The following is a 20447-nucleotide window of genomic DNA, read 5'->3' as shown; positions in this document are numbered from 1 at the left end:
CGGGCGTTAAGCGACGTCCGGGCCTTGCCTTGTCTGCTTTCCCCCAAAATCGAGACGACGACCCATGGCGCATTCGACGCCGGCCTCGGCGCGCCTGATCGCCGGCAATTGGAAGATGAACGGCGGTGCGGGCCAGTTGCGGGAAGCCGCCAAGGTGGCCGCCGCCCTGGCCGGCAAGATCGGCGGGCCGAGGGTGGCGATCTGTCCGCCCGCGACCCTGCTGCACAGGCTCTCCGAACAGCTCCGGGGTTCAGGGGTCCTGACGGGCGGCCAGGACTGCCATGTCGAGGCGGCGGGCGCGTTCACGGGCGACATCTCGGCCGATCTGCTGGTCGAGGCCGGAGCGCGGCTGGCGATCCTGGGTCACTCCGAACGTCGCCAAGGACACAGCGAAAGCGACGCCCTGGTGGCGCGGAAGGCCCAGGCGGCCTCGGATGTCGGGCTGGAGCCGATCGTCTGCGTGGGAGAAACCTTGATCGAGCGCGAAGGCGGTCGGGCTTTGGAGGTCGTGCGCCGGCAACTGCGCGGGTCGCTGCCGCCCGGCTTGGCGGGGCGCGCCTTCGCGATCGCCTATGAGCCCGTCTGGGCGATCGGCACGGGTGCGCGGGCCTCGGAGGACGACATCGTCGAGATGCATCGGGCGATCCGCGCCGAGTTGATGAACCTGACTTCCCACGGTGGGCGTGTCTCGATCCTCTATGGCGGCTCGGTCACGGCCGACGGCGCGGCGGCGATCCTGGCCGCACCCGAGGTGGGCGGCGTCCTGGTTGGCGGCGCGTCGCTGCGCGCCGAGAGCTTCCTGGCGATCATCGAGGCGGCCGAGCGCTGACGCCCGGCCGGACCTGGCCGTCGGCGCCGTGTCAGCCGGGAACACCTTGCGCTTCACTGTTTCCTGATGGCGCTCAAAAAAATGGGGCGCCCCATGGCGCCCCATTTCCTGCTGATGCGCGCGCTTCTAGAAGCGGAATTGGCCGAACAGGCCGATCTCATCATAGGTCCCCTTGTCGGAGCCGCCGATCGTGCCGTTCGAGGTGGACAGCGTGCCGTTCTCGACGCTGTCGCGCTTATAGACCAGCGAGAAGTCGACGATCTTGGCCGGGCTGTAAGTCAGGCCGATGTTGTAATAATTGTCCTTCTTGCTGTCGGCCGTCTCCTTGTTGGGTTTGACGTAGTCGTAGCGGCCGAAGGCGCTGATCCTGTCGGTGAAGCTGTAGGAACCGAACAGCGAATAGCCGTCGGACTTGTCCGAGGTCGTGGTGGTGACGTTGTTCCAGTCCTCGGCCGAGAAGTACTCCACGCCCACGCGGTACTGCTTGGTGGTGTAGGCGGCCAGGGCGTTGAAGCGGGTAGCGGTGTGGTGGATGTTGGTCGCGCCCTCGGTGTCCTTGCCCAGCTTGCCGGAATAGCCGCCGACGGCCAGGGTCAGGTGGTCGATCGGGGTGACGCTGACGCGGCCTTCGATATCCATGCCCTTGGAGCGCAGCGGAGCCTTGTAACCGGCGCCGTCGATGATCGAGACGGCGTAGTTCACCTTGCCGCCGGCGAACTTGCCCGAAGCGTGGACGCCCCAATCGGCCGAGGTGCCGAACTTGGTGCGGTCGATCAGGGTGTTTTCCACATAGCGATAGCCGTACATGTCCTCGGCGAAGGGCACCCAGGGCAGATCCGTTGAACCCAGCTTGATGACCAGGGCGTCAGAGATCTTGGCTTGCAGATAGGCCTTCTTGATGTAGAGCTCGGTCGCCGAAATCGCCGACGAATACTGGAAGTCGGTGGTGACGTTGCCCGAAAACACGTCATTGAACTTGTGATCGACACCAATATAGAAGCGCTTGATGTCGAAGCCCGTGCCGCTGGGCGCGACCTTCTTGCCGTTCGACTCCTGGCTGATATTGGACAGGTCGTAGTACATGCGGCCCGACACCACGGTGTCGTCGGCCCAGGACTTCTTGGGCTTGGGCGCGGCGGCGGCCACGGCCGTGCTGACTTGGGTCGGGATCATCTTGATCTGGGCGTCGGCCTGGGTCTGCACCTGCTGGACCTGCATGGTGGCGGCCTGGGCCTGGGCTTGCGCCTGCTGGGCCTGGCTCTGGGTCTGAGCCTGGGCGGCTTCCTGAGCATTGAGGCGCTCGGTCAGGGCCTGGACCTGGGCCTTCAAGGCGGCCAATTCAGCGGCCTGGGCGCTCGGCGTGGCCACGTGATGCTTCTTGGCCGGCGCGGCGTTGGCGGGCAGGGCGGCGCTGGTGGCGACAATCGCGCCCAAAGCCGCGCCGGCAAGCAGCGACATCTTGGTCTTCATGGAAAAACCCCTCGTTTGCCCGCCCCTCGCTGGGGCGTGGTCGAACGGGGGTGTTAGTTCAGCTTGATGACAGTTCGATGTAAGTTGAACTTAACGTCGTGCATAACGCGACGGTGTGGCCTGGGGGACGCGGCCGGTGGCGTTCAGATCCTGGACGCCGGCCCGAAGGCCGGCGGAGTCCAGAACGCCCTCGATGCACTTGGGCGAGCGGCGGAAGATCAAGCCGATGCGGCGCGCGGTCAGTCCGGCGCGCGCCAGGCGCTGGATCTCGGCGACTTCATCGTCCGACAACACTTCCAGATTGGACGGCGCGGTGCGCCGCTTGGGCGCGGCTTCGCAGCCGGCGAACACCTGGCCCAGCCACGACATCAGCAGCTTTTCGGCCTTCGACTGGCCGATTTCAATCCTTTCGCCCTCGTCGTCGAAGGTCTCGACCACCACCCCGCGGTCCAGCAGGCCGGCGATCAGCGCGCTCATGTCCTTGGCCGGGCCGTTGAAGGCGTCGAGCGACCAGACGCACAGCTGGTCTCCCGGCCCCAAGGCCTCCAGGCGTTCGCTGATCCGGCGGCGCGCCGCGTCGGTCGGCGTTTCCTCGATCGCATAGTCGTCCGGGCGCAACGGCATGATCCGCAACACCTGGGTTTCCAGGGTCGGGAAGCCGCCGCCAAGCTGTACATAGGCCAAACGCATGCCCGAAAGTGGAAGGTCACGCCCGAGTATGTCAAGTTTAACTTACAATGGTTCTTGAGCGGCGCGTGACATCGCCCCACCGTCATGAAACCGTCGCGCCGTTGTCGTAAAGCCGTCCGAGCTGAGCCGTCGGAGCAAGATCTTGCGTGTGAACCGGTTGGGGCGCCTGGGCGTCCACGCGGCGAACCTGGGCCTGGTGGCCGCGGGGTTCGCGGCGCGTTGGGCGCTCGACCCGGTCTTCGGCGCCAACCACGCCTACACGGTCTTTTATCCCATCGTGCTGATCAGCGCCTATGTCCTGGGCGCGCGGCCGGCCATGGTCGCCGCGGTGCTGTCGGCGGCGATCGGCTATTTCCGCTTCGCCCGGCCTGAATTCGAGATCAAGTCGGACCTGGATTCGCTGACCTCGCTGCTGTTCTTCGCCACCACCTCGGCGGTGGCGATCTATTTCATCACCGGCATGGCCCGCGCCGTGGCCGCCACCAAGGTGGCCCAGGCTAAGGCCGAGGACCTGGCCCAGGCCCATGCTGGGCTGTTTGGCGAACTGAACGAACGGGTGACCAACCATCTGCAATTGGTGGCCGCCATCCTGCAGCTTCAGGCGCGCGACGAGCCCGACAAGACCGTGGCCCGGGCGCTGGCGGAGGCCTCGGCCCGCACGATGCTGATTTCCAAGACCCACCGCAGCTTCGCGGGGGAGCCTAGCGAGTTGCTGGATTTCGACGCTTTCGCCCGACAACTGCTCGACGCCACCCTGTCGGCGCGGCAGCATCCGCCGGTGCGCATCGAGTTCGAGCGGGGCGGGCTGTGGCTGTCGACCGAACAGGCCACCTCGGTGGCCCTGGTCTTGCTCGAATGCCTCAATGTCCGCCTGGCCGCCGAGGACCCGGGGCTGATGCGCATCAGCCTGCGCGGCGACCGCGGCATGGGCAAGCTTCGGATCACTGAAATCGAACGGCCGCTCGATCCCCTCGAAGTGATCGGCGGCGACACCGCCATGATCCAGGCCATGGTCGAGCAATTGCGGGGGCGGTTCAGCTCGCGCAGCGCCGCGGAGGGCCGGGTCTCCGAATTGACCTTCCCGCTGGAAGGCGGCGCCCACGGCCTGCGCGAGGCGCCCTCGACCGTGCATTGAGGCGCCGTTTCGGTTCGGGTCATTGTAAGTTCAACTTCCTCGTTTAGACTCGATGGCCATGTCAGACAGACCGCCGCCCTTTACAGCTTTGCGCGCCGTCGAAGCCGCCTCGCGCCACCGCAGCTTCACCTCGGCGGCGCGGGAGTTGCAGATCACCCACAGCGCGGTCAGCCAATCGATCCGCCGCCTCGAACTGGATCTCGGCACGCGCCTGTTCGAACGCAAGGGCGGGGCCATGGAGCCGTCCTCGGCCGCCCTGCGTCTGGCCCAGACCTATTCGGAAGCTCAGGAATCACTGAGCCGGGCCATGCGCGAAGTGCTCGGCCCGCGGGCCGACGCCGCCCTGACGATCGCCATGCCGGTGGTGTTCGGTCGGCTGTGGTTCGCCGGCAAGATCGGCCGTCTCAACGAGGCCCTTCCCGACGTCGAGGTGCAGATCTCGACGCGCGAGGCCGCCGAAGGCGCCGATATCGCTCTGGCCTGGAGCCCGAGGGCGGTCAAGGGCGCGCTGTGCGAGTTGTCCTATCTGCCGCTGTGCGCGCCGGAGTTGGCCGCCAAGCTGGCCACGGCCCAGCCCAAGGCGCTGTTGCGCTCCCCCCTGATCGCCGACGCGGCCGACAGCTGGAGCCTGTGGGCCGCGCGCTGGGCGCCGGGGGCCAAGCCGCCTCGCGCCCACCTGCTGGATGACGCGGCCATGGCCTTGGACGCCGCCGTCCAGGGCGGCGGCATCGTGCTCAGCAATGTGTTCGCCGCCGAATCCTATCTGACCTCGGGACGGCTGGCGGCCCTGGGCTTCGAGGTTTCGGCTGGCCAGTGGCTGACGGCGCGGGTCCAGGCCTTGCCGGAGGCCGCCGACGCGGCCGAGCGGTTCGTCATGTGGCTGCGCCTGGAACTGCGCCGCAGCCAGGCCCTGGCCCGGGGGCATGGGCCGCGCGACGAGCAATAGTGTTGTAAGATCAACTTACGAACCGTCATGTCACTGTTATATTTTCCGTCTAAGTCCCAATTCGGGGGCGGCCTTCTGCTGGCGCCCGAGGAGATGACGGATGTTGAAGAAGCTCGCGGCCGCCCTGGGTGTGGCCCTTCTGGCCGGCACGGCCGCCCAAGCCGGTGACATTTCGGGCGCCGGCGCCACCTTCCCCGCACCGGTCTACGCCAAGTGGGCCGAGACCTATAAGGCCCAGACGGGCGTTGGCCTGAACTATCAGGCCATCGGTTCGGGCGGCGGCATCAAGCAGATCAAGGCCAAGACCGTGGCCTTCGGCGCCTCGGACAAGCCGTTGAAGCCTGAAGAGCTGGACGGCGCCGGCCTGATGCAGTTCCCCACCGTGATGGGCGGCGTTGTGCCGGTGGTCAATCTGCCGGGCGTCAATCCTGGCCAACTGCACCTGAGCGGTTCCGTGCTGGCCGACATCTACATGGGCGCGATCACCAAGTGGAACGACCCGCGCATCGTCGGCGCCAACAAGGGCGTCAAGCTGCCCAACCTGCCCATCACCGTCGTCCACCGTTCGGACGGCTCGGGCACCTCGTTCCTGTTCACCTCCTACCTGTCGATGAAGAGCCCGGCCTGGCAGTCGAAGGTCGGCGCCAGCGACTCCGTGCAATGGCCGGTGGGCCTGGGCGGCAAGGGCAATGATGGCGTTTCGGCCTTCGTCAAGCAGACGATCGGCTCGATCGGCTATGTCGAATACGCCTACGCCAAGCAGAACAAGGCCACCTACGTCCTGGTGCAGAACAAGGCTGGCCAGTTCCCGGCCCCGACCGCCGCCAACTTCGCGGCCGCCGCGGCCGGCGCCGACTGGGCCAAGGCTCCGGGCAACTACCTGCTGCTGCTCGACGAGCCGGGCGCCAAGTCCTGGCCGATCACCGGCGCGACCTTCATCCTAGTCTACAAGAAGCAGGACAACGCCGCCCAAGGCGCCGACGTCCTGAAGTTCTTCGACTGGGCCTACAAGAACGGCGACGGCGCGGCCGGCGCCCTGGACTACGTGCCCATGCCCGCCTCGGTGAAGACCATGATGCGCAAGCAATGGGTGTCGATGATCAAGGGCCCCGACGGCAAGAGCGTCTACGTCTCCAAGTAAGCTTCGACCTCGACCTTTCTGCCCGGGCGGGAGACCTGTGCTCCCGCCCATTTTCCTATAGCGGAACCCATGGCCGACATCCCCCTGACCGCGCCAAGGCCGACCAGGGCCGCCTCCAAGGGCGCCTGGTTCGACCCGATCTTCCAGTTCGCCTGTCTGTCGGCCGCCACCCTGCTGCTGGCGGCGCTTGGCGGCATCATCGTGTCCCTGGCCATCGGCGGTTGGCCGGCCCTGCACAAGTTCGGCCTGGGCTTCTTCACCGACACCACCTGGAACCCGGTCACCGAGGTCTATGGCGCGGCCGGACCGATCGCCGGCACCCTGATCACCTCGGCCCTGGCCCTGATCCTGGCCCTGCCGATCGCCCTGGGCGTCTCGGTGTTCCTGGTCGAGTTCTGCCCCAGACGCGCGGCCCAGCCGATCGCGATCGCCGTGGAGCTCTTGGCCGGCATTCCGTCGATCGTCTACGGCATGTGGGGCCTGTTCGTGCTGGCGCCCTGGTTCGCGCTGCACGTCCAACTGCCGCTGATGATGAACATCCCGGCCGGTTCGGTCTGGGAGAAGGTGTTCTACGGCGTGCCCAACGGCGCCAACATCTTCACCGCCTCCCTGATCCTGGCGGTGATGATCCTGCCCTACATGGCCGCGGTGTTTCGCGAGCTCTTTCTCACCGTGCCGGCCCAGGTGCGCGAGAGCGCCTACGGCATCGGCTGCACGCCGTTCGAAGTCGTCCGGTCGGTGACCATCCCCTATGTCCGCAGCGGCATGGTCGGGGTGATCATGCTGGGCCTGGGGCGGGCGCTGGGCGAGACCATGGCCGTGACCTTCATCATCGGCAACGCCCACGGCCTGCCCCAATCGCTGTTCGACAGCGGCTCGACCCTGGCCTCGACCATCGCCAACGAATTCACCGAAGCGACGGGCGAAATGCACACCGCCGCCCTGACGGCCCTGGGCCTGGTGCTGTTCGTCATCACCTTCAGCGTCCTGGCCGTGGCGCGCGCGCTGCTGCTGCGCCAGCGTCAGGATTGAGGCGGCCATGACCTTCGACCGACGCTTCCGCCGCAAGGCCGCCAACACCCTCTTCGTCGGGCTCTGCGCCCTGGCCACCCTGCTGGCCCTGTCGGCGCTTGGGCTGATCATGTGGTCGCTGCTCAAACAGGGCTTCGGCGGGATCAACCTGAACATCTTCACCCGGGACACCCCCGCGCCCGGGTCGATCGGCGGCCTGCGCAACGCCATCGTCGGCTCGGCGATGATGTGCGGCGTGGCCATGGTCATCGCCCTGATCGTCGGGATCCTGGCCGGCACCTGGTTGGCCGAATATGGCGGCGACAGCGCCTATGGCCACGTGGTGCGGTTCCTCAACGACGTCTTGCTCTCGGCGCCTTCTATCCTGGTGGGACTGTTCGTCTACGAGCTGGTGGTGCGGCCTTTCCACGGTTTCTCGGGCCTGGCCGGCGGGGTGGCCCTGGCCTTGATCGCCGCGCCCGTGGTCACCCGCACCACCGAGGACATTCTGCGCCTGCAGCCCAACGCCTTGCGCGAGGCCGGCGTGGCCCTGGGGGCCGCGCGCTGGGTGACGATCCGCAAGATCGTCTGGCGCGGCGCCGGCGGCGGCCTGTTGACCGGCGGCCTGCTGGCCTTCGCCCGCATCAGCGGCGAGACCGCGCCGCTGCTCTTCACCGCCCTCAACAACCAGTTCTTCGCCCTGGACCTGACCAAGCCGACGGCTAGCCTGCCGGCGGTGATCTTCCAATATGCGCTCAGCGCCTATGACGACTGGCGCGGCCTGGCCTGGGCCGGCGCGCTGCTCATCGCCCTCACTGTGCTTTCGATCAACATCATCGGCCGCGTGATCATCGCGCGGGGGAACACCCGTCCATGACCAAGCCTGTCTCCACCGAGTTTCTGCCCCACATCCTTGAACCGGTCGGCGAAAGCGTCGCTCTGCGGGCCAAGGGGCTCGACTTCTTTTATGGCAAGACCCAGGCCTTGTTCGGGGTCGATCTGCCGATCGTCCGCAATCAGGTGACCGCCCTGATCGGGCCGTCGGGCTGCGGCAAGTCCACCCTGCTGCGCACCTTCAACCGGATGTACGACCTCTATCCGGGTCAGCGCGCGACAGGAACGATCGACCACGAGGGCGAGAACCTGCTGGCGGTCAAGGACATCGCCAAGCTGCGCTCGCGCATCGGCATGGTGTTCCAAAAACCCACCCCGTTCCCGATGTCGATTTACGACAACGTCGCCTTCGGCGTGCGGCTCTACGAGAGCAAGAGCCGCAAGGATATGGACGAGGTGGTCGAGAAGGCCCTTCGCCGGGCGGCCTTGTGGGACGAGGTCAAGGACAAGCTGCAGGCTTCTGGTCTCAGCCTTTCTGGCGGTCAGCAGCAGCGGTTGTGCGTGGCGCGCGGCATCGCGGTCGAACCGGAAATCCTGCTGCTGGACGAGCCGGCCTCGGCTCTTGACCCGATCTCGACCGCCAAGCTGGAACAGACGATCGGCGAGCTGAAAAGCGACTTCACCATCGTCATCGTCACCCACAATCTGGGCCAGGCGGCGCGCATCTCCGACAACACCGGCTTCATGTATCTGGGCCGAATGGTCGAGTTCACCCCGACTTCGGACATGTTCATGAAACCCCAGGCCCAGCAGACCCAGGACTATATCAGCGGGCGGTTCGGCTAGCGGCGCGGGGCGTCAGCGCGGGTCGCGCAGCGTGATCTTCCGCTCGGCGAAACCGGCATTGATGGTCTTGGCGTCCGTCGCGACCACGCTCAGGGCGTATCGTCCCGGAGCGACCTTCGGAACGGTCGCGGCGTACTCTCCGGTTCGCCCCGTGAAGGTGAGCTGCGCCTTGGCGATAAGGTCGCGCCCCTTCATCAGTCGCGCCTCGACACGATAATTGGCCGCGTCCCATAGGCCGTCCTTCTCGATGGGGCAGCCGCACATCGGGGCGACTTTCGCCGTGATGGCGACCGCGCCGTCCGATGTCGTGGCCGCGCTCGGTTCGACGACCAACCCCGGCAGGGTGAGGGTCCAGCCGTCGCCCAGGATGTCGCGGCCCGGAACGATCCAGAGACTGGACGTCACAACGATCGAAGCTCCCGGCTTGCCCATCGGCCCCGTGGCCTCGGCTCGCACAAGGGTCGGCCGTTTCAGGTCCAGGACCGCCTCGAAGCCGGCGGTCGCGGTGTCTGTCACGCTGTCGCCCCGCGCCCGAGGCGCGCGCACGATCCTTTGGGTGTCGCCCGTGCCGCCCTTGGTCAGGCCTTCGGCCAGAACCGCTCCGGTTCGCGCGTCCTTCAGCCTGATCCGGACCCCGCCCATGTGATCGCCGATGAACTTGGCGTCGAGAGCCTGGGCCCGAACCATGACGTGGGTCGGTTCGGCTAGGGCGACGAGGGGCGCGGCGCTGACGAAGGCGGCCGCGGCGAGGGCGAGAAGCTTGGTCATGGCGCTCATCAAACGGCGTCGAGGGGGATTTTCAGATAGCGCACGCCATTGTCCTCCGGCTCGGGAAGGCGACCGCCGCGCATGTTCACCTGCACCGATGGCAGGATCAGCCTGGGCATGTCCAGGGTTCTGTCCCGAGCCTCGCGCAGCGCCACGAACTGTGCCTGGCTGACGCCCGCGTGGACGTGGATGTTGTCTCGCCGCTGCGCGCCGATCGTGGTCTCCCAGGCGAAGGCGTCGCGGCCGGGGGCCTTGTAGTCGTGGCAAAGGAAGACGCGAGCCTCGGCGGGAAGCGCCAGCAGGCGCTGGATCGAGGCGAACAGGGTCGCCGCATCGCCGCCCGGAAAGTCGCAGCGCGCGGTGCCGTAGTCGGGCATGAACAGGGTGTCGCCGACAAAGATCGCATCGCCGATCACATAGGCCATGCAGGCGGGGGTGTGCCCAGGCGCATGCAGGGCGATGGCGTTCAGCGCGCCGATGGAGAACGCCTCGCCGTCCGCGAACAGATGGTCGAACTGCCGACCGTCGCGGGCAAAGTCGGATCCGGCGTTGAAGAGATTTCCGAACGTTTCTTGCACCTCGACGATATGCTCGCCGATCGCCAGGCGGCCGCCCAGGGCGGCCTGCAGATAGGGGGCGGCGGAAAGGTGGTCGGCGTGGGCGTGGGTCTCCAGCTGCCAGACGACCTCCAGCCCCTGGTCCCTGACATGGGCGATGACGGCGTCGGCCGACCGCCGGCTCGTCCGGCCCGAGGCGGCGTCATAGTCCAGGACGCTGTCGATGATGGCGCAGGCCGACGAGGCGGGATCGCGGACAACATAGCTGACCGTATAGGTCGCCTCGTCGAAGAAGGCCTCCACCTGCGGCCTTGAGGCGGGCGTACGCAGCGCCTCGTCGATGATCGATGTCGCCCTGTTCAAGGCGGTGTCGGGCGGTGAGATCGGATCGGGCATCACAGACCCTCGGGACTTCGGCGTCGACAAATTATTTATATGCGAATATATGAATATACAAGTCCCCTCCGGTTGGCTCCCATGTCCTGGTTCATGATCGTTTCGGCCTTGATGAGCGGAGCGCTTGTCGGCGCGCTGCTGGGCCTGTTCGGCGGCGGCGGGTCGGTTCTGGCCACCCCGCTGCTGCTCTATGTCGTGGGCGTGCGCGATCCGCACGTCGCCATCGGCACATCGGCCGCGGCGGTCGCGGTCAACGCCGGGCTCAACCTGGTGGGCCACGGCCGGGGAGGGCGGGTCAAATGGCCCTGCGCCAGCGTCTTCGCCGGCGCGGGGCTGATCGGCTCGTTCCTGGGCTCGACCCTGGCCAAGGCGGTCGAGGGACAACGCCTGCTGCTGTGGTTCGCCTTCGCGATGGCGGCCATCGCGCTGTCGATGATGCGTCGCCCGAAGTCCCAGGGCGATCCCCTGGTCCATATCAGTCCGGGCCTGATGCTGAAGCTGGCGCCGCTGGGGGTGCTGACCGGCCTGGCCGCCGGCTTTTTCGGGATCGGCGGCGGCTTCCTGATCGTGCCGGGACTGATGGCGGCGACCGGCATGACGCTGGCCAACGCCACGGCGTCATCCCTGCTGTCGGTGTCGCTGTTCGGCGCGGCGACCTCGCTGAACTACGCCGCCTCGGGTCTGATCGATTGGCCCGTCGCGGGGCTGTTTGTCCTGGGCGGCCTGGGCGGAGGCGCCCTGGGGGTGCGCGGCGCGGCTCTTCTGGCTGGACGTGCCCTTCTGGCGCGCAGGCTGTTCGCCGGCCTGGTCCTCATGGTCGCCGCCTATGTGGCCTTCAGGGCCACGACGGCTTGACGTCGTGATCGTGGATCAGCGCGTCCCGGCGCCGCGATAAACGTCGCACAGCGTTTCAAGCACGCGCACCGCGGCCGGATCGTCCAGCCTGTAGAAGATGGTCTGGGCGTCACGCCGCGTGGCGACCAGGCCCTCGGCGCGCATCTTGGCCAAGTGCTGCGACGTGGCGGACTGGGCCAGGCCCACATGAGCCGACAGATCGCCGACCGAAGTCTCTCCGTCGATCAGGCGGCACAGGATCAGCAGGCGTTGTTCGCTGGCCATCAGCTTGAGAAGGCGCGCCGCGGCCTGGGCGCTGGCGACGAGATCCTCGACATCGTCGGCCAAGGGGGAGAGGGCTGCCTCGTTCATCTGCCTAATGTAGAAGATACGCATGAACGTTCAAGCGACGCCGTCGCCGGGCTTCGCGTCCAGGCCGAGGCGAGCAGGCTCGCGCAGCATCCAGCCAGTCCTTTCCGACACCTCCAAACCCCTGAGCCCGTCGGCGATGACCAGTCGCTCAGGTTCTGGGGGGCGATATCGACGTCCAGCTTCAAGGTCTTGGGCGCGCCAGGGTCGCGGGGCGCTGGTCGTCGCGCAGGACGATGTAGAGGGCGGGAATGACCAGCACGGTCAGGACCGTCGACGAGGCCAGTCCAAACAGCAGCGAGATCGCCAGACCCTGGAAGATCGGGTCGAACAGGATCACCGCCGCGCCGATCATCGCCGCCAGGGCGGTCAGGACGATCGGCTTGAAGCGGATCGCGCCGGCCTCGAGCAACACCTCGCGCAGCGGCCGCCCGCCCGTCTGGCTGTGGCGGATGAAGTCCACCAGGAGGATCGAGTTGCGCACGATGATCCCCGCCAGGGCGATGAAGCCGATCATCGAGGTGGCGGTGAACGGCGCCTTGAACAGGATGTGGCCGATGACGATGCCCACCAGGGTCAGGGGGATCGGCGTCAGAATCACCAGCGGCAGCCGGAAGCTTTTGAACTGGGCGACAACCAGCACGTAGATGCCCAGGATCGCCACCCCGAAGGCCGCGCCCATGTCGCGGAAGGTCACCCAGGTGATCTCCCACTCGCCGTCCCACAGCACGGTCGGCTTGCTCTCGTCCGTCGGCTGGCCGTTCATCCGGATATCGGGCTTGGGCAGGTCGCCCCAGTCGGCGGTCCGGATCGCCTTGTCGACAGCCATCATGCCGTAGATCGGCGCCTCATAGGCGCCGGCCAGTTCGGCCATCACCATGTCGACGTCGCGCCCGTCGCGGCGGAAGATGTGGGTCGATCCAGGTTCCTGGGTCGCGGCGACCACCTCGCCCAGCTCCACCAGTCTCCCGCCCTGGCTTTGGGCCACGGGCAGGGCCGCCAGGCCTTCGCCCCAGCTGCGCGCCGACTGCGGCAGGCGCACCGAAATCTCCAGCGGGTCGCGGCCTTCGCCGCGATGGGCGTAGCCGACCACCTGACCGCCGAAGGCCGCGCCGATCGAGTCCAGCACCTGCCGGTCATCGACCTTCAGAGCTTCGAGCCGATCGCGGTCGGGGATCAGGCGCAGGCCGGGGCGGGCCTGGCCGTAGCTGTCGTCGACATCGACGATATAGGGCACGGACTTGAAGGCGGCCTTGACGCGCTCGGCCACCGCGCGCCGGGTCTTGGCGTCGGGGCCGTAGATCTCAGCCAGCAGGGTGGCCATGACCGGCGGTCCGGGCGGGGCCTCGACCACCTTGATCGACGCGCCGGCCGGCAGGGCGACCTTGGCCAGCCGCTGGCGCAGGTCCAGGGCCACGATGTGGCTGGAGCGCTTGCGCTCGCCCTTTTCGGCCAGGGCGACCGACAGATCGCCCTGGTCTGGGCGATTGCGCAGATAGTAATGGCGCACCAGGCCGTTGAAATTGAACGGCGAGGCGGTCCCCGCATAGGCGTCGATCGCGGTGACCTCGGGCAGTGTCCGGGTAATGACCGCCGCGTCGGACAGGGCCCGGGCGGTGGCCTCCAGCGAGGTTCCCTCCGGCATGTCCAGCACAACCTGCAGCTCGGACTTGTTGTCGAACGGCAGCAGTTTGACGGTCACGGTCTTGGTGGCGAACATCGCGCAGGCCAGCAAGGTGGCCAAACCCACGGCGATCAGGAAGGTCCAGGCGCTAGCGCGCGTGGCGATCACCCGGCCGGCGACCTGGCGGTAGAGCGCGCCCAGCTTGCCCTCGCCGTCATGACCATGGCCGCCGGCCGTCAGGGTCTTGCGGGCGAAGCGAACCATCAGCCAGGGCGCGATGACCACGGCGACGAAGAACGAAAACACCATGGCCGCCGAGGCGTTGACCGGGATCGGCGCCATGTAGGGACCCATCAGGCCCGAGACGAACAGCATCGGCAGCAGGGCCGAAACCACCGTCAGGGTGGCCACCACCGTGGGATTGCCGACCTCGGCCACCGCGTCGACCGCCGCGTCGATCCGGTTTCGGCCGTCGTTCATGGCCCAATGTCGGGCGATGTTCTCGATCATGACGATGGCGTCGTCGACCAGGATGCCGATCGAGAAGATCAGAGCGAACAGACTGACCCGGTTGATCGTGTAGCCCATCAGATTGGAGGCGAAGAGGGTCAGCAGGATGGTCGTGGGGATGACCACGGCGGTCACCGCCGCCTCGCGCCAGCCGATGGCCAGGCCGATCAGCACCACGATCGACAAGGTGGCCAGGCCCAGGTGGAACAGCAGCTCGTTGGCCTTTTCGTTGGCCGTCGCGCCATAGTCGCGGGTCACCGCCACATCCAGGCTATCGGGCAGCAGCGAGCCCTTCAGCGCCTCGACGCGGGTCAGCACGGCCTGGGAGACAACCACGGCGTTGGCCCCCTTGCGCTTGGCGATGGCCAGGCTGACGGCGGGGGCCTGGCTCCAGGCGCCGTCGATCCGGGCATAGCGCCAGGCGCGGGCCTGGTCCTCGCGCGGGCCCTGGATCACATCGGCGACGTCGCGGACATAGACCGCCTGGCCGCTGGCCGAGGGCAAGGCCAGAAGGCCGATATCGGTGGTGCTGGTCAGGTTGCGGCCCGCCGTGACGTTGATCGCCTGGCCGCCGCCGCGGATCTGGCCGGCGGGAAAGGCGCGCGTGGCTTGGCGCACGGTGTCCATCAGGGCGGCGAGCGACACGCCATGCTGGGCCAGGCGGGCCGGGTCGGGCGCGATGCGGATCTCCTCGGGCCGTCCGCCGACGATGAAGGTCAGGCCGACATCGTCGACCTTGGCGACCTCGGTCCGAAGCTTTCCGGCCAGTTCATACAGGGCCTGATCGTTCCATTGACCCGCGGCGCCGGGCTTGGGCGACAGGGTCAGGACGAGGCTTGGCACGTCATTGATGCCGCGGGTCTGGATCAGCGGCTCGGCGATCCCGGCCGGGATGCGATCATAGTTGGCGCGGATCTTCTCGTGGATGCGCACGGCCGCGGCGTCGGGATCGACCCCGACCTTGAATCGCGCGGTGACCATCACCTGGTTGTCGTCGGCGAAGGTGTAGACGTGCTCCACCTCGGCGACGCTCTTGACGATCGTCTCCAGCGGCTTGCCGACCAGCTCGATGGCGTCGGGGGCGCGCAAGCCGGGCGCCGAGACCATGATGTCGACCATCGGCACGCTGATCTGCGGTTCCTCTTCGCGGGGGATCGAGACCAGGGCCAAGAGGCCCACGGCGATCGCCGCCAGCAGGATCAACGGCGTCAGAGGCGACTTGATCGACGCCTTGGTCAGGCGTCCCGAAAGGCCCAGGTTCATCGGGCGGCCTCCGCCGGGGTCAGGACGTCGCCGAGGCGCAGGCCCGACAGGACCTCGACCGCGTCGGCCGCGGGGCCGGCGCGGGTCTGGATCGGAGACTCCGAAATCGCGCCGTCGGCGCCGACCAGCCGTGCGTAGTCGACGCCAAACCGCGTGGCGACATAGCGCCTGGGAATGACGATCGCCTGGCGCTCGCCGATCTTGATGACGGCGCGCACGCGCTGGCCGATCAGGTCGCCGGGCAGGTTGGGCGCGGTGACGTCGGCGGTGACCTGGCCGCCGGTGATCGAGGGGTAGATCTGGGCGATGGTCCCGCGGGCGGCGACGCCGCGCAGGTCCTCGGCGGCGAGATCGACCGTGTCGCCGACCTTGAGGGCGCGCGCCTGGCCTTCCGGCAATTCGATGCGCACGACAAGCGGGCCGGCGGTGATCCTGGCTACCGACTGGCCGGGCATCACCACCGAGCCGACGGGCACGTCGGCGACCAGGATCCGGCCGGTGGCCGGGGCCAGGATCGCGCCCTGGGCGCTCAGTTCGGCGCTGGCTCCGCGCTGGGCGCGGGCCGCCGTCAGATTGGCGTTGGCGGCCTTGGCCTGGGCCTCGACCTGATCCAGGCGCGCCTGGGCATAGACGCCGTGCGAGAAGAGATCGCGGGTGCGAGAAAGATCGGCCTGGGCGCGAGCGGCCTCGGCGGCGGCGGCGGCGACCTGGGCGTCGAACGCCCCGGTCTGCAGGCTCAGTCGGTCATCCTTGATCCGACCGATCATCTGGCCCTGGCGGACGACATCGCCTTCCTTGACGCTCAACGCCACCAGGGTTCCGGAAATCCGCGCTCGGGCCTCGGCCATGTCGCGTGTGGTCAGGGTCGCGGGAACCGGCTTGAGGTCGGCCACGGTCTGGGCGCGGATCGTTAGCCGGCCGGCCTCCGGCGCCGCCTTGACCGCCGGCGCCGGAGGCGTCTTGGACTCGCCGCAGGCGCTGAGCAGCAGGACCGCTCCCAAGGCGCTGATCAGATGTAGCCGCGCCGTCATGGCGTCCCCTCCAGGTGGTCTTGTGATGGTCGACTAGCGGACGGTCGGCAGGCCGGCGGCCTTCCAGGCCATGATCCCGCCGGTCAGGTGGGTGTCGAGCGCTTGGCCCACCTTCTGGCAATGACCCACCGCGGCGGCCGAGCGCTTGCCCGAGCCGCAGCTGAACACCACCGCCTTGCCGCCGGCGTCCGGCAGGGCCTTGGGGTCGAAGCTGGACATCGGGAAGTTGACCGCGCCGGGAATGCGCTCGGCGGCGAACTCGGCCGGTTCGCGCACGTCGACCAGCAGGATCTTCTCGGCGTCGAGCGCGGCCTTCACCTGATGGGCGGTGAGGTCCTTGGTCTTGGGCGATCCGAACATCGTTAGGTCTCCTTCAAAGGGGCGGGGTGGGGAGCGGCCTCAGGGACCGCGCAGAACAGACGCGACAGGGTCTCGACCAGGGCGCGGGCCTGACCGCCGCGAAGGCCGTAGTAGATGGTCTGGCCCTCGCGCCGGGCCGAGACGACGCCGTCGCGGCGCAGGAGCCCCAGGTGTTGCGAGGCCAGGGTCTCGCGAACCCCCAGAGCCTGGGCGAGCGCGCCCACCGACTGCTCGCCGTCGATCAGCGCGCAGACGATCATCAGCCGATGCGGATTGGCCAGCGCCTTGAGCAGGGCGCAGGCGTCGTCCGCGGAAGCCTTGAGCGTGGTGGAGTTAAAATTCATAGTTGCGTATATGCGACTTTACGAATATGCAGTCAAGCGTCGATAGGATGACGCTATCCCGAACGCTCGGGCTCAAACGTGATCCTGATCAAAGTGAGCCGCGCGGATTGAGCCCAGTCTGGCTGCGAACCACGGCGTGATAGGGAGCGAGACCATGGCTAAGCCGCGCATCGTCATTCTGGGCGCCGGACTGGGCGGCGCCATCGCCGCCTTCGAGATCAAGCAGGCCGTCGGCGAAAAGGCCCAGGTCGAGGTGGTGTCGCAGGGCGACACCTTCCACTTCGTACCGTCAAACCCCTGGGTCGCCGTCCATTGGCGCAAGCGCGAGGCCATCGAGGTCGAGCTGCCGCCGGTGTTCAAGAAGAAGGGCATCGGCTTTCGGGGCGTCGGCGCGGCCAAGGTGATGCCCGAGCGCAACCAGCTTGAACTGACCGACGGCGTGCTGCTCGACTACGACTACCTGGTGATCGCCACGGGGCCGGACCTTGCCTTCGACGAGGTCCCGGGCCTTGGCCCGCACGGCGGGTTCACCCAGTCGATCTGTCATGTCGATCATGCGCAGAGCGCCGCCGCGGCCTTCGACCGCTTCGTCGAAAACCCCGGGCCGATCATCGTCGGCGCGGTGCAGGGCGCCTCGTGCTTTGGACCCGCCTACGAGTTCGCGATGATTCTCGACACCGAGCTCAAGCGCCGCAAGATCCGCGACAAGGTGCCGATGACCTTCGTCACCTCCGAGCCCTATGTCGGCCACCTGGGCCTGGACGGGGTGGGCGACACCAAGGGCCTGCTGGAAAGCGAGATGCGCCAGCGGCACATCAAGTGGGTCACCAACGCCAAGGTCGCCTCGGTCGAGGCTGGGATGATGCACGTCGAGGAGATCGCCGAGGACGGCGCGGTCAAGGCGACCCACGACCTGCCGTTCGCCTATTCGATGATGCTGCCGGCCTTCCGCGGCGTGGCCGCCGTCCATGGGATCGGCGGCCTGACCAACCCGCGCGGCTTCATCCTGGTCGACAAGCACCAGCGCAATCCGACCTATCAGAACGTCATGGCCCTGGGGGTCTGCGTGGCGATCGCGCCGACCGGCAAGACGCCGGTTCCCGTCGGCGTGCCCAAGACCGGTTTCATGATCGAGAGCATGGTCACGGCCATCGCCCACAATCTCAAGGACATCGTGGACGGCAAGCCCGCGAGCCACGAGGCGACCTGGAACGCCATCTGCCTGGCCGACTTCGGCGATGGCGGCGTGGCCTTCGTCGCCCAGCCCCAGATCCCGCCGCGGAACGTCAACTGGTCGGCCAGCGGCAAGTGGGTGCACCTGGCCAAGGTCGGGTTCGAGAAATACTTCCTGGCCAAGGTCAGGCGGGGCGAGAGCGAGCCCTTCTACGAGAAGCTCGCCCTGGACGTCATGGGCATCCACAAGATCAAGCCCTGAGGGCGAAAGGCGCTAAGATGCGGCAGCTTGTTTGTCCCGCCTGCGGCGCGACCAATCGCGCCCCGCAAGACAGGAACGCCCTGGCGGCCAAATGCGGCCGCTGCGGCGAGCGTCTGTTCTCAGGGGTTCCGGCCGAGGTGAGCGGCGCGCAACTGGCCGCCCATACCAGCAAGACCCGAGGCGTCGCCGTGCTCGTCGATGTCTGGGCGCCCTGGTGCGGACCGTGCCGGTCGATGGCGCCCCAGTTCGCCGCCGCGGCCGCGCGCCTGGAGCCGGACGTGCGGCTGCTGAAACTCAATTCCGAAGCCGAACCGCGCGCCGCCGGGGCGCTGGGCGTCTCGGGCGTTCCGGCCCTGCTGCTCTATCGGGACGGCGCCGTCATCGCCCGGTCCGCCGGCCTGATGAGCGCGGCCCAGATCGTCGCCTGGACGCACCAGGCCCTGGCCCAGGTCAGCGCCTGAGCCGCTAGAGGAGGTTGATCATGACCGTCGACCGTATGGTTCTGGCCTTTGCCGGCCTTGTCGTCCTGCTGGGCGTCGGCCTGGCTCATTTCGTTCATCCCTGGTGGATCGGCCTGTCGATCTTCGCCGGGCTCAACATGATCCAGTCGGCCTTCACCGGCTTTTGCCCGGCCGCGATGGTCTTCAAGAAACTCGGCGTCAAGCCGGGCGTCGCGTTCCGGTGAGCCCGGTGCGCGCCGTCCTGGTCCTGACCTTGCTGGCCGCCGCCGCCGCGCCCTGGGGGGTGTCGGCCATGACCTTGCCCGAGGCCATCGCGCTGGCGCGGCGCGCCAACCCGGACCTGGCCCAGGTCCAGGCCCAGTCGGACGCGGCGAGCGCGCGCCTGGCCCAGGCCCGCGCCGGCCGCCTGCCCAGCCTGACCGTGTCGGCCGAAAGCGCCAGCGGAACGACCGACCTTGGCGGCTTCTTCGGCTTTGGCCAGAGCGATGTGTCGCCCCGCGCGGCGTCGCTGCAACTGCGCCAGCCCCTGTACTCCGGCGGCGGCGTCAGCGCCGCCATCGAACAGGCGGGGGAGGGCAAGGCCGCGGCCGTGGCGCGGGTGGGCGGCGCGGCGGCCATGCTGAGCGCCGAGGTCGCCGCTGCCTATGTCGCCGTCTTGAGCGCCCAGGACATGCTGGCCCTGAGCCAAGCTCAGGTCCGGCAGATGGACGTCATCACCGACCAGGCCCAACTGCGCTTCAAGGGGGGTGAGATCGCCCGCACCGATCTTGACCAGGCCAGGGCCCGCCAGGCGGAGAGCCGCGCGGGCCTGGCCCGGGCCGAAGGTCGGCTGGCCGGGAGCCGGGCCCATTTCGTTTCGGTGGTCGGGGCGCAGCCCGACGGACTGGAGGCGGTGGTCGCCCCGGCCGAGACGCCCGCCACCCTCGATGAGGCGGTGGCGACGGCGTCCCAATCCAGCCCCCTGCTGCTGGCCGCCCAGGCCGGCGAACGCGCGGCCCAGGCCGGCGTGCGCTACGCTCGCGCCGAACGCCTGCCGAGCCTGGCGCTGACCGCCACCGCCAGCACGGTGCGCGACCAGTTCTTTCCCGGCTACAGCGCCGATGGCGTGACGGTCGGCGTCCAGGGACGATGGACCCTGTTCTCGGGGGGCGCGGTGAGCGGGCGCATCGACGAGGCCGGGGCGGCGCTTGGCGGCGCGCAAGCGCGCCTGGACGCGGCGCGGGTCCAGGTGCGCGAGGCGGTCATCGGCGCCTGGGGCGATGTCGTCACGGCGCGCGCGGTGATGCTCGCCGCCGCCGACCAGGCCGGCGCCGCGGCCAGCGCGCTGAACAGCGTGCGCAACGAGGTGCGGGTCGGGCAAAAGCCCGTCCTGGCCCTGCTCGACGCCGAACGTGAGGCCCTGGCCGCCCAAAGCGCCCTGGTGGCCGCGCGCGGCGAAGCGACGGTCTCATCCTATCGGCTGAACGCGCTGCTGCATGGCCAGTGACCCGGCGCCCCAGGCGACGTCCCGCGGGCGCGGGTCAATATCCATCGCCTGGAAATCCTGAGCGCCCTCGACGCGGCGAGCCCGCATCTCGGCGTCCTTGCGCCGGA

At 68.2% G+C, this 20447-nt stretch carries 21 protein-coding genes; 12 read left to right on the top strand and 9 right to left on the bottom strand.

Annotation, left to right across the window (positions count from 1 at the left end; genetic code table 11):
- Positions 1–64: 64 nt before the first annotated feature.
- The gene (gene tpiA, locus ASD21_RS22520; protein WP_056446961.1) at positions 65–829 is read left to right on the top strand and encodes a triose-phosphate isomerase; all 765 of its coding nucleotides are present in this window, start codon (positions 65–67) and stop codon (positions 827–829) included.
- Positions 830–955: 126 nt separating this feature from the next.
- On the opposite strand, the gene ASD21_RS22515 is transcribed toward tpiA, so the two are convergent.
- Both ASD21_RS22515 and ASD21_RS22510 read right to left on the bottom strand, forming a co-directional pair.
- Positions 956–2299: a hypothetical protein gene (locus ASD21_RS22515; RefSeq protein WP_056446958.1), complete on the bottom strand. Its 1344-nt coding sequence runs from the start codon at positions 2297–2299 to the stop codon at positions 956–958.
- A 90-nt stretch (positions 2300–2389) separates the two neighbouring features.
- Positions 2390–2983 carry a hypothetical protein gene (locus ASD21_RS22510; protein WP_162250269.1) on the bottom strand — a complete coding sequence of 198 codons (594 nt, stop codon included), beginning with the start codon at positions 2981–2983 and terminating at the stop codon, positions 2390–2392.
- Positions 2984–3137: 154 nt separating this feature from the next.
- Here ASD21_RS22510 and ASD21_RS22505 point away from each other — a divergent pair, with 154 nt between their 5' ends.
- The 6 genes from ASD21_RS22505 (at position 3138) to pstB (ending at position 8902) form a co-directional block, all read left to right on the top strand.
- Positions 3138–4124 (top strand): DUF4118 domain-containing protein, encoded by a 987-nt coding sequence (locus tag ASD21_RS22505; RefSeq protein WP_156390833.1) that lies wholly within the window; start codon positions 3138–3140, stop codon positions 4122–4124.
- A 58-nt stretch (positions 4125–4182) separates the two neighbouring features.
- Positions 4183–5070, top strand: a complete 888-nt coding sequence (locus ASD21_RS22500; RefSeq protein WP_162250268.1) for a LysR family transcriptional regulator — start codon at positions 4183–4185, stop codon at positions 5068–5070.
- Between the two features lie 100 nt (positions 5071–5170).
- Positions 5171–6211: a phosphate ABC transporter substrate-binding protein PstS gene (gene pstS, locus ASD21_RS22495; protein WP_056446946.1), complete on the top strand. Its 1041-nt coding sequence runs from the start codon at positions 5171–5173 to the stop codon at positions 6209–6211.
- Between the two features lie 69 nt (positions 6212–6280).
- Entirely contained in the window at positions 6281–7243 is a 963-nt protein-coding gene (pstC, locus tag ASD21_RS22490; RefSeq protein ID WP_056446942.1) for a phosphate ABC transporter permease subunit PstC, read from the top strand.
- A 7-nt stretch (positions 7244–7250) separates the two neighbouring features.
- Positions 7251–8099: a phosphate ABC transporter permease PstA gene (pstA, locus tag ASD21_RS22485; protein WP_056446938.1), complete on the top strand. Its 849-nt coding sequence runs from the start codon at positions 7251–7253 to the stop codon at positions 8097–8099.
- The gene (gene pstB, locus ASD21_RS22480) at positions 8096–8902 is read left to right on the top strand and encodes a phosphate ABC transporter ATP-binding protein PstB (protein ID WP_056446935.1); all 807 of its coding nucleotides are present in this window, start codon (positions 8096–8098) and stop codon (positions 8900–8902) included. Before pstA ends, pstB begins: the two co-directional genes overlap by 4 nt.
- 12 nt (positions 8903–8914) lie before the next feature.
- On the opposite strand, the gene ASD21_RS22475 is transcribed toward pstB, so the two are convergent.
- Positions 8915–9670, bottom strand: a complete 756-nt coding sequence (locus tag ASD21_RS22475) for a hypothetical protein (RefSeq protein WP_156390832.1) — start codon at positions 9668–9670, stop codon at positions 8915–8917.
- Positions 9671–9678: 8 nt separating this feature from the next.
- Positions 9679–10626, bottom strand: a complete 948-nt coding sequence (locus tag ASD21_RS22470; protein ID WP_442856993.1) for an MBL fold metallo-hydrolase — start codon at positions 10624–10626, stop codon at positions 9679–9681.
- Between the two features lie 78 nt (positions 10627–10704).
- Here ASD21_RS22470 and ASD21_RS22465 point away from each other — a divergent pair, with 78 nt between their 5' ends.
- Positions 10705–11478 carry a sulfite exporter TauE/SafE family protein gene (locus tag ASD21_RS22465; protein WP_082554909.1) on the top strand — a complete coding sequence of 258 codons (774 nt, stop codon included), beginning with the start codon at positions 10705–10707 and terminating at the stop codon, positions 11476–11478.
- A gap of 15 nt (positions 11479–11493) precedes the next feature.
- Here ASD21_RS22465 and ASD21_RS22460 read toward each other — a convergent pair whose 3' ends face one another.
- From ASD21_RS22460 to ASD21_RS22440, 5 genes are all read right to left on the bottom strand, one after another.
- On the bottom strand, positions 11494–11853 hold the full coding sequence (locus ASD21_RS22460) for an ArsR/SmtB family transcription factor (RefSeq protein ID WP_082554908.1): 360 nt from the start codon (positions 11851–11853) through the stop codon (positions 11494–11496).
- 157 nt (positions 11854–12010) lie between these two features.
- The gene (locus ASD21_RS22455) at positions 12011–15223 is read right to left on the bottom strand and encodes an efflux RND transporter permease subunit (protein ID WP_056446925.1); all 3213 of its coding nucleotides are present in this window, start codon (positions 15221–15223) and stop codon (positions 12011–12013) included.
- Entirely contained in the window at positions 15220–16254 is a 1035-nt protein-coding gene (locus tag ASD21_RS22450; protein ID WP_056446922.1) for an efflux RND transporter periplasmic adaptor subunit, read from the bottom strand. Before ASD21_RS22450 ends, ASD21_RS22455 begins: the two co-directional genes overlap by 4 nt.
- Before the next feature lie 33 nt (positions 16255–16287).
- The gene (locus ASD21_RS22445) at positions 16288–16614 is read right to left on the bottom strand and encodes a rhodanese-like domain-containing protein (RefSeq protein WP_056446918.1); all 327 of its coding nucleotides are present in this window, start codon (positions 16612–16614) and stop codon (positions 16288–16290) included.
- A 2-nt stretch (positions 16615–16616) separates the two neighbouring features.
- Positions 16617–16958, bottom strand: a complete 342-nt coding sequence (locus ASD21_RS22440; protein ID WP_056446915.1) for an ArsR/SmtB family transcription factor — start codon at positions 16956–16958, stop codon at positions 16617–16619.
- A gap of 154 nt (positions 16959–17112) precedes the next feature.
- Here ASD21_RS22440 and ASD21_RS22435 point away from each other — a divergent pair, with 154 nt between their 5' ends.
- From ASD21_RS22435 to ASD21_RS22420, 4 genes are read left to right on the top strand one after another with little or no spacing between them, the layout of a single operon-like run.
- A complete protein-coding gene (locus tag ASD21_RS22435) occupies positions 17113–18393 on the top strand; it encodes an NAD(P)/FAD-dependent oxidoreductase (RefSeq protein ID WP_056446912.1) in 1281 nt (426 codons plus the stop codon).
- A 17-nt stretch (positions 18394–18410) separates the two neighbouring features.
- Positions 18411–18854 (top strand): thioredoxin domain-containing protein, encoded by a 444-nt coding sequence (locus tag ASD21_RS22430; protein WP_056446910.1) that lies wholly within the window; start codon positions 18411–18413, stop codon positions 18852–18854.
- Positions 18855–18874: 20 nt separating this feature from the next.
- Positions 18875–19078: a YgaP family membrane protein gene (locus tag ASD21_RS22425; protein WP_056446908.1), complete on the top strand. Its 204-nt coding sequence runs from the start codon at positions 18875–18877 to the stop codon at positions 19076–19078.
- Positions 19079–19083: 5 nt separating this feature from the next.
- Positions 19084–20340, top strand: a complete 1257-nt coding sequence (locus ASD21_RS22420; protein ID WP_156398473.1) for a TolC family outer membrane protein — start codon at positions 19084–19086, stop codon at positions 20338–20340.
- Positions 20341–20447: the final 107 nt, after the last annotated feature.

Source organism: Caulobacter sp. Root1455 (assembly GCF_001426905.1).
In the GTDB taxonomy this organism is placed as follows: domain Bacteria; phylum Pseudomonadota; class Alphaproteobacteria; order Caulobacterales; family Caulobacteraceae; genus Caulobacter.
Note: the sequence above shows the minus strand (reverse complement) of the source record. Positions and strands in the feature narration are given on the sequence as shown.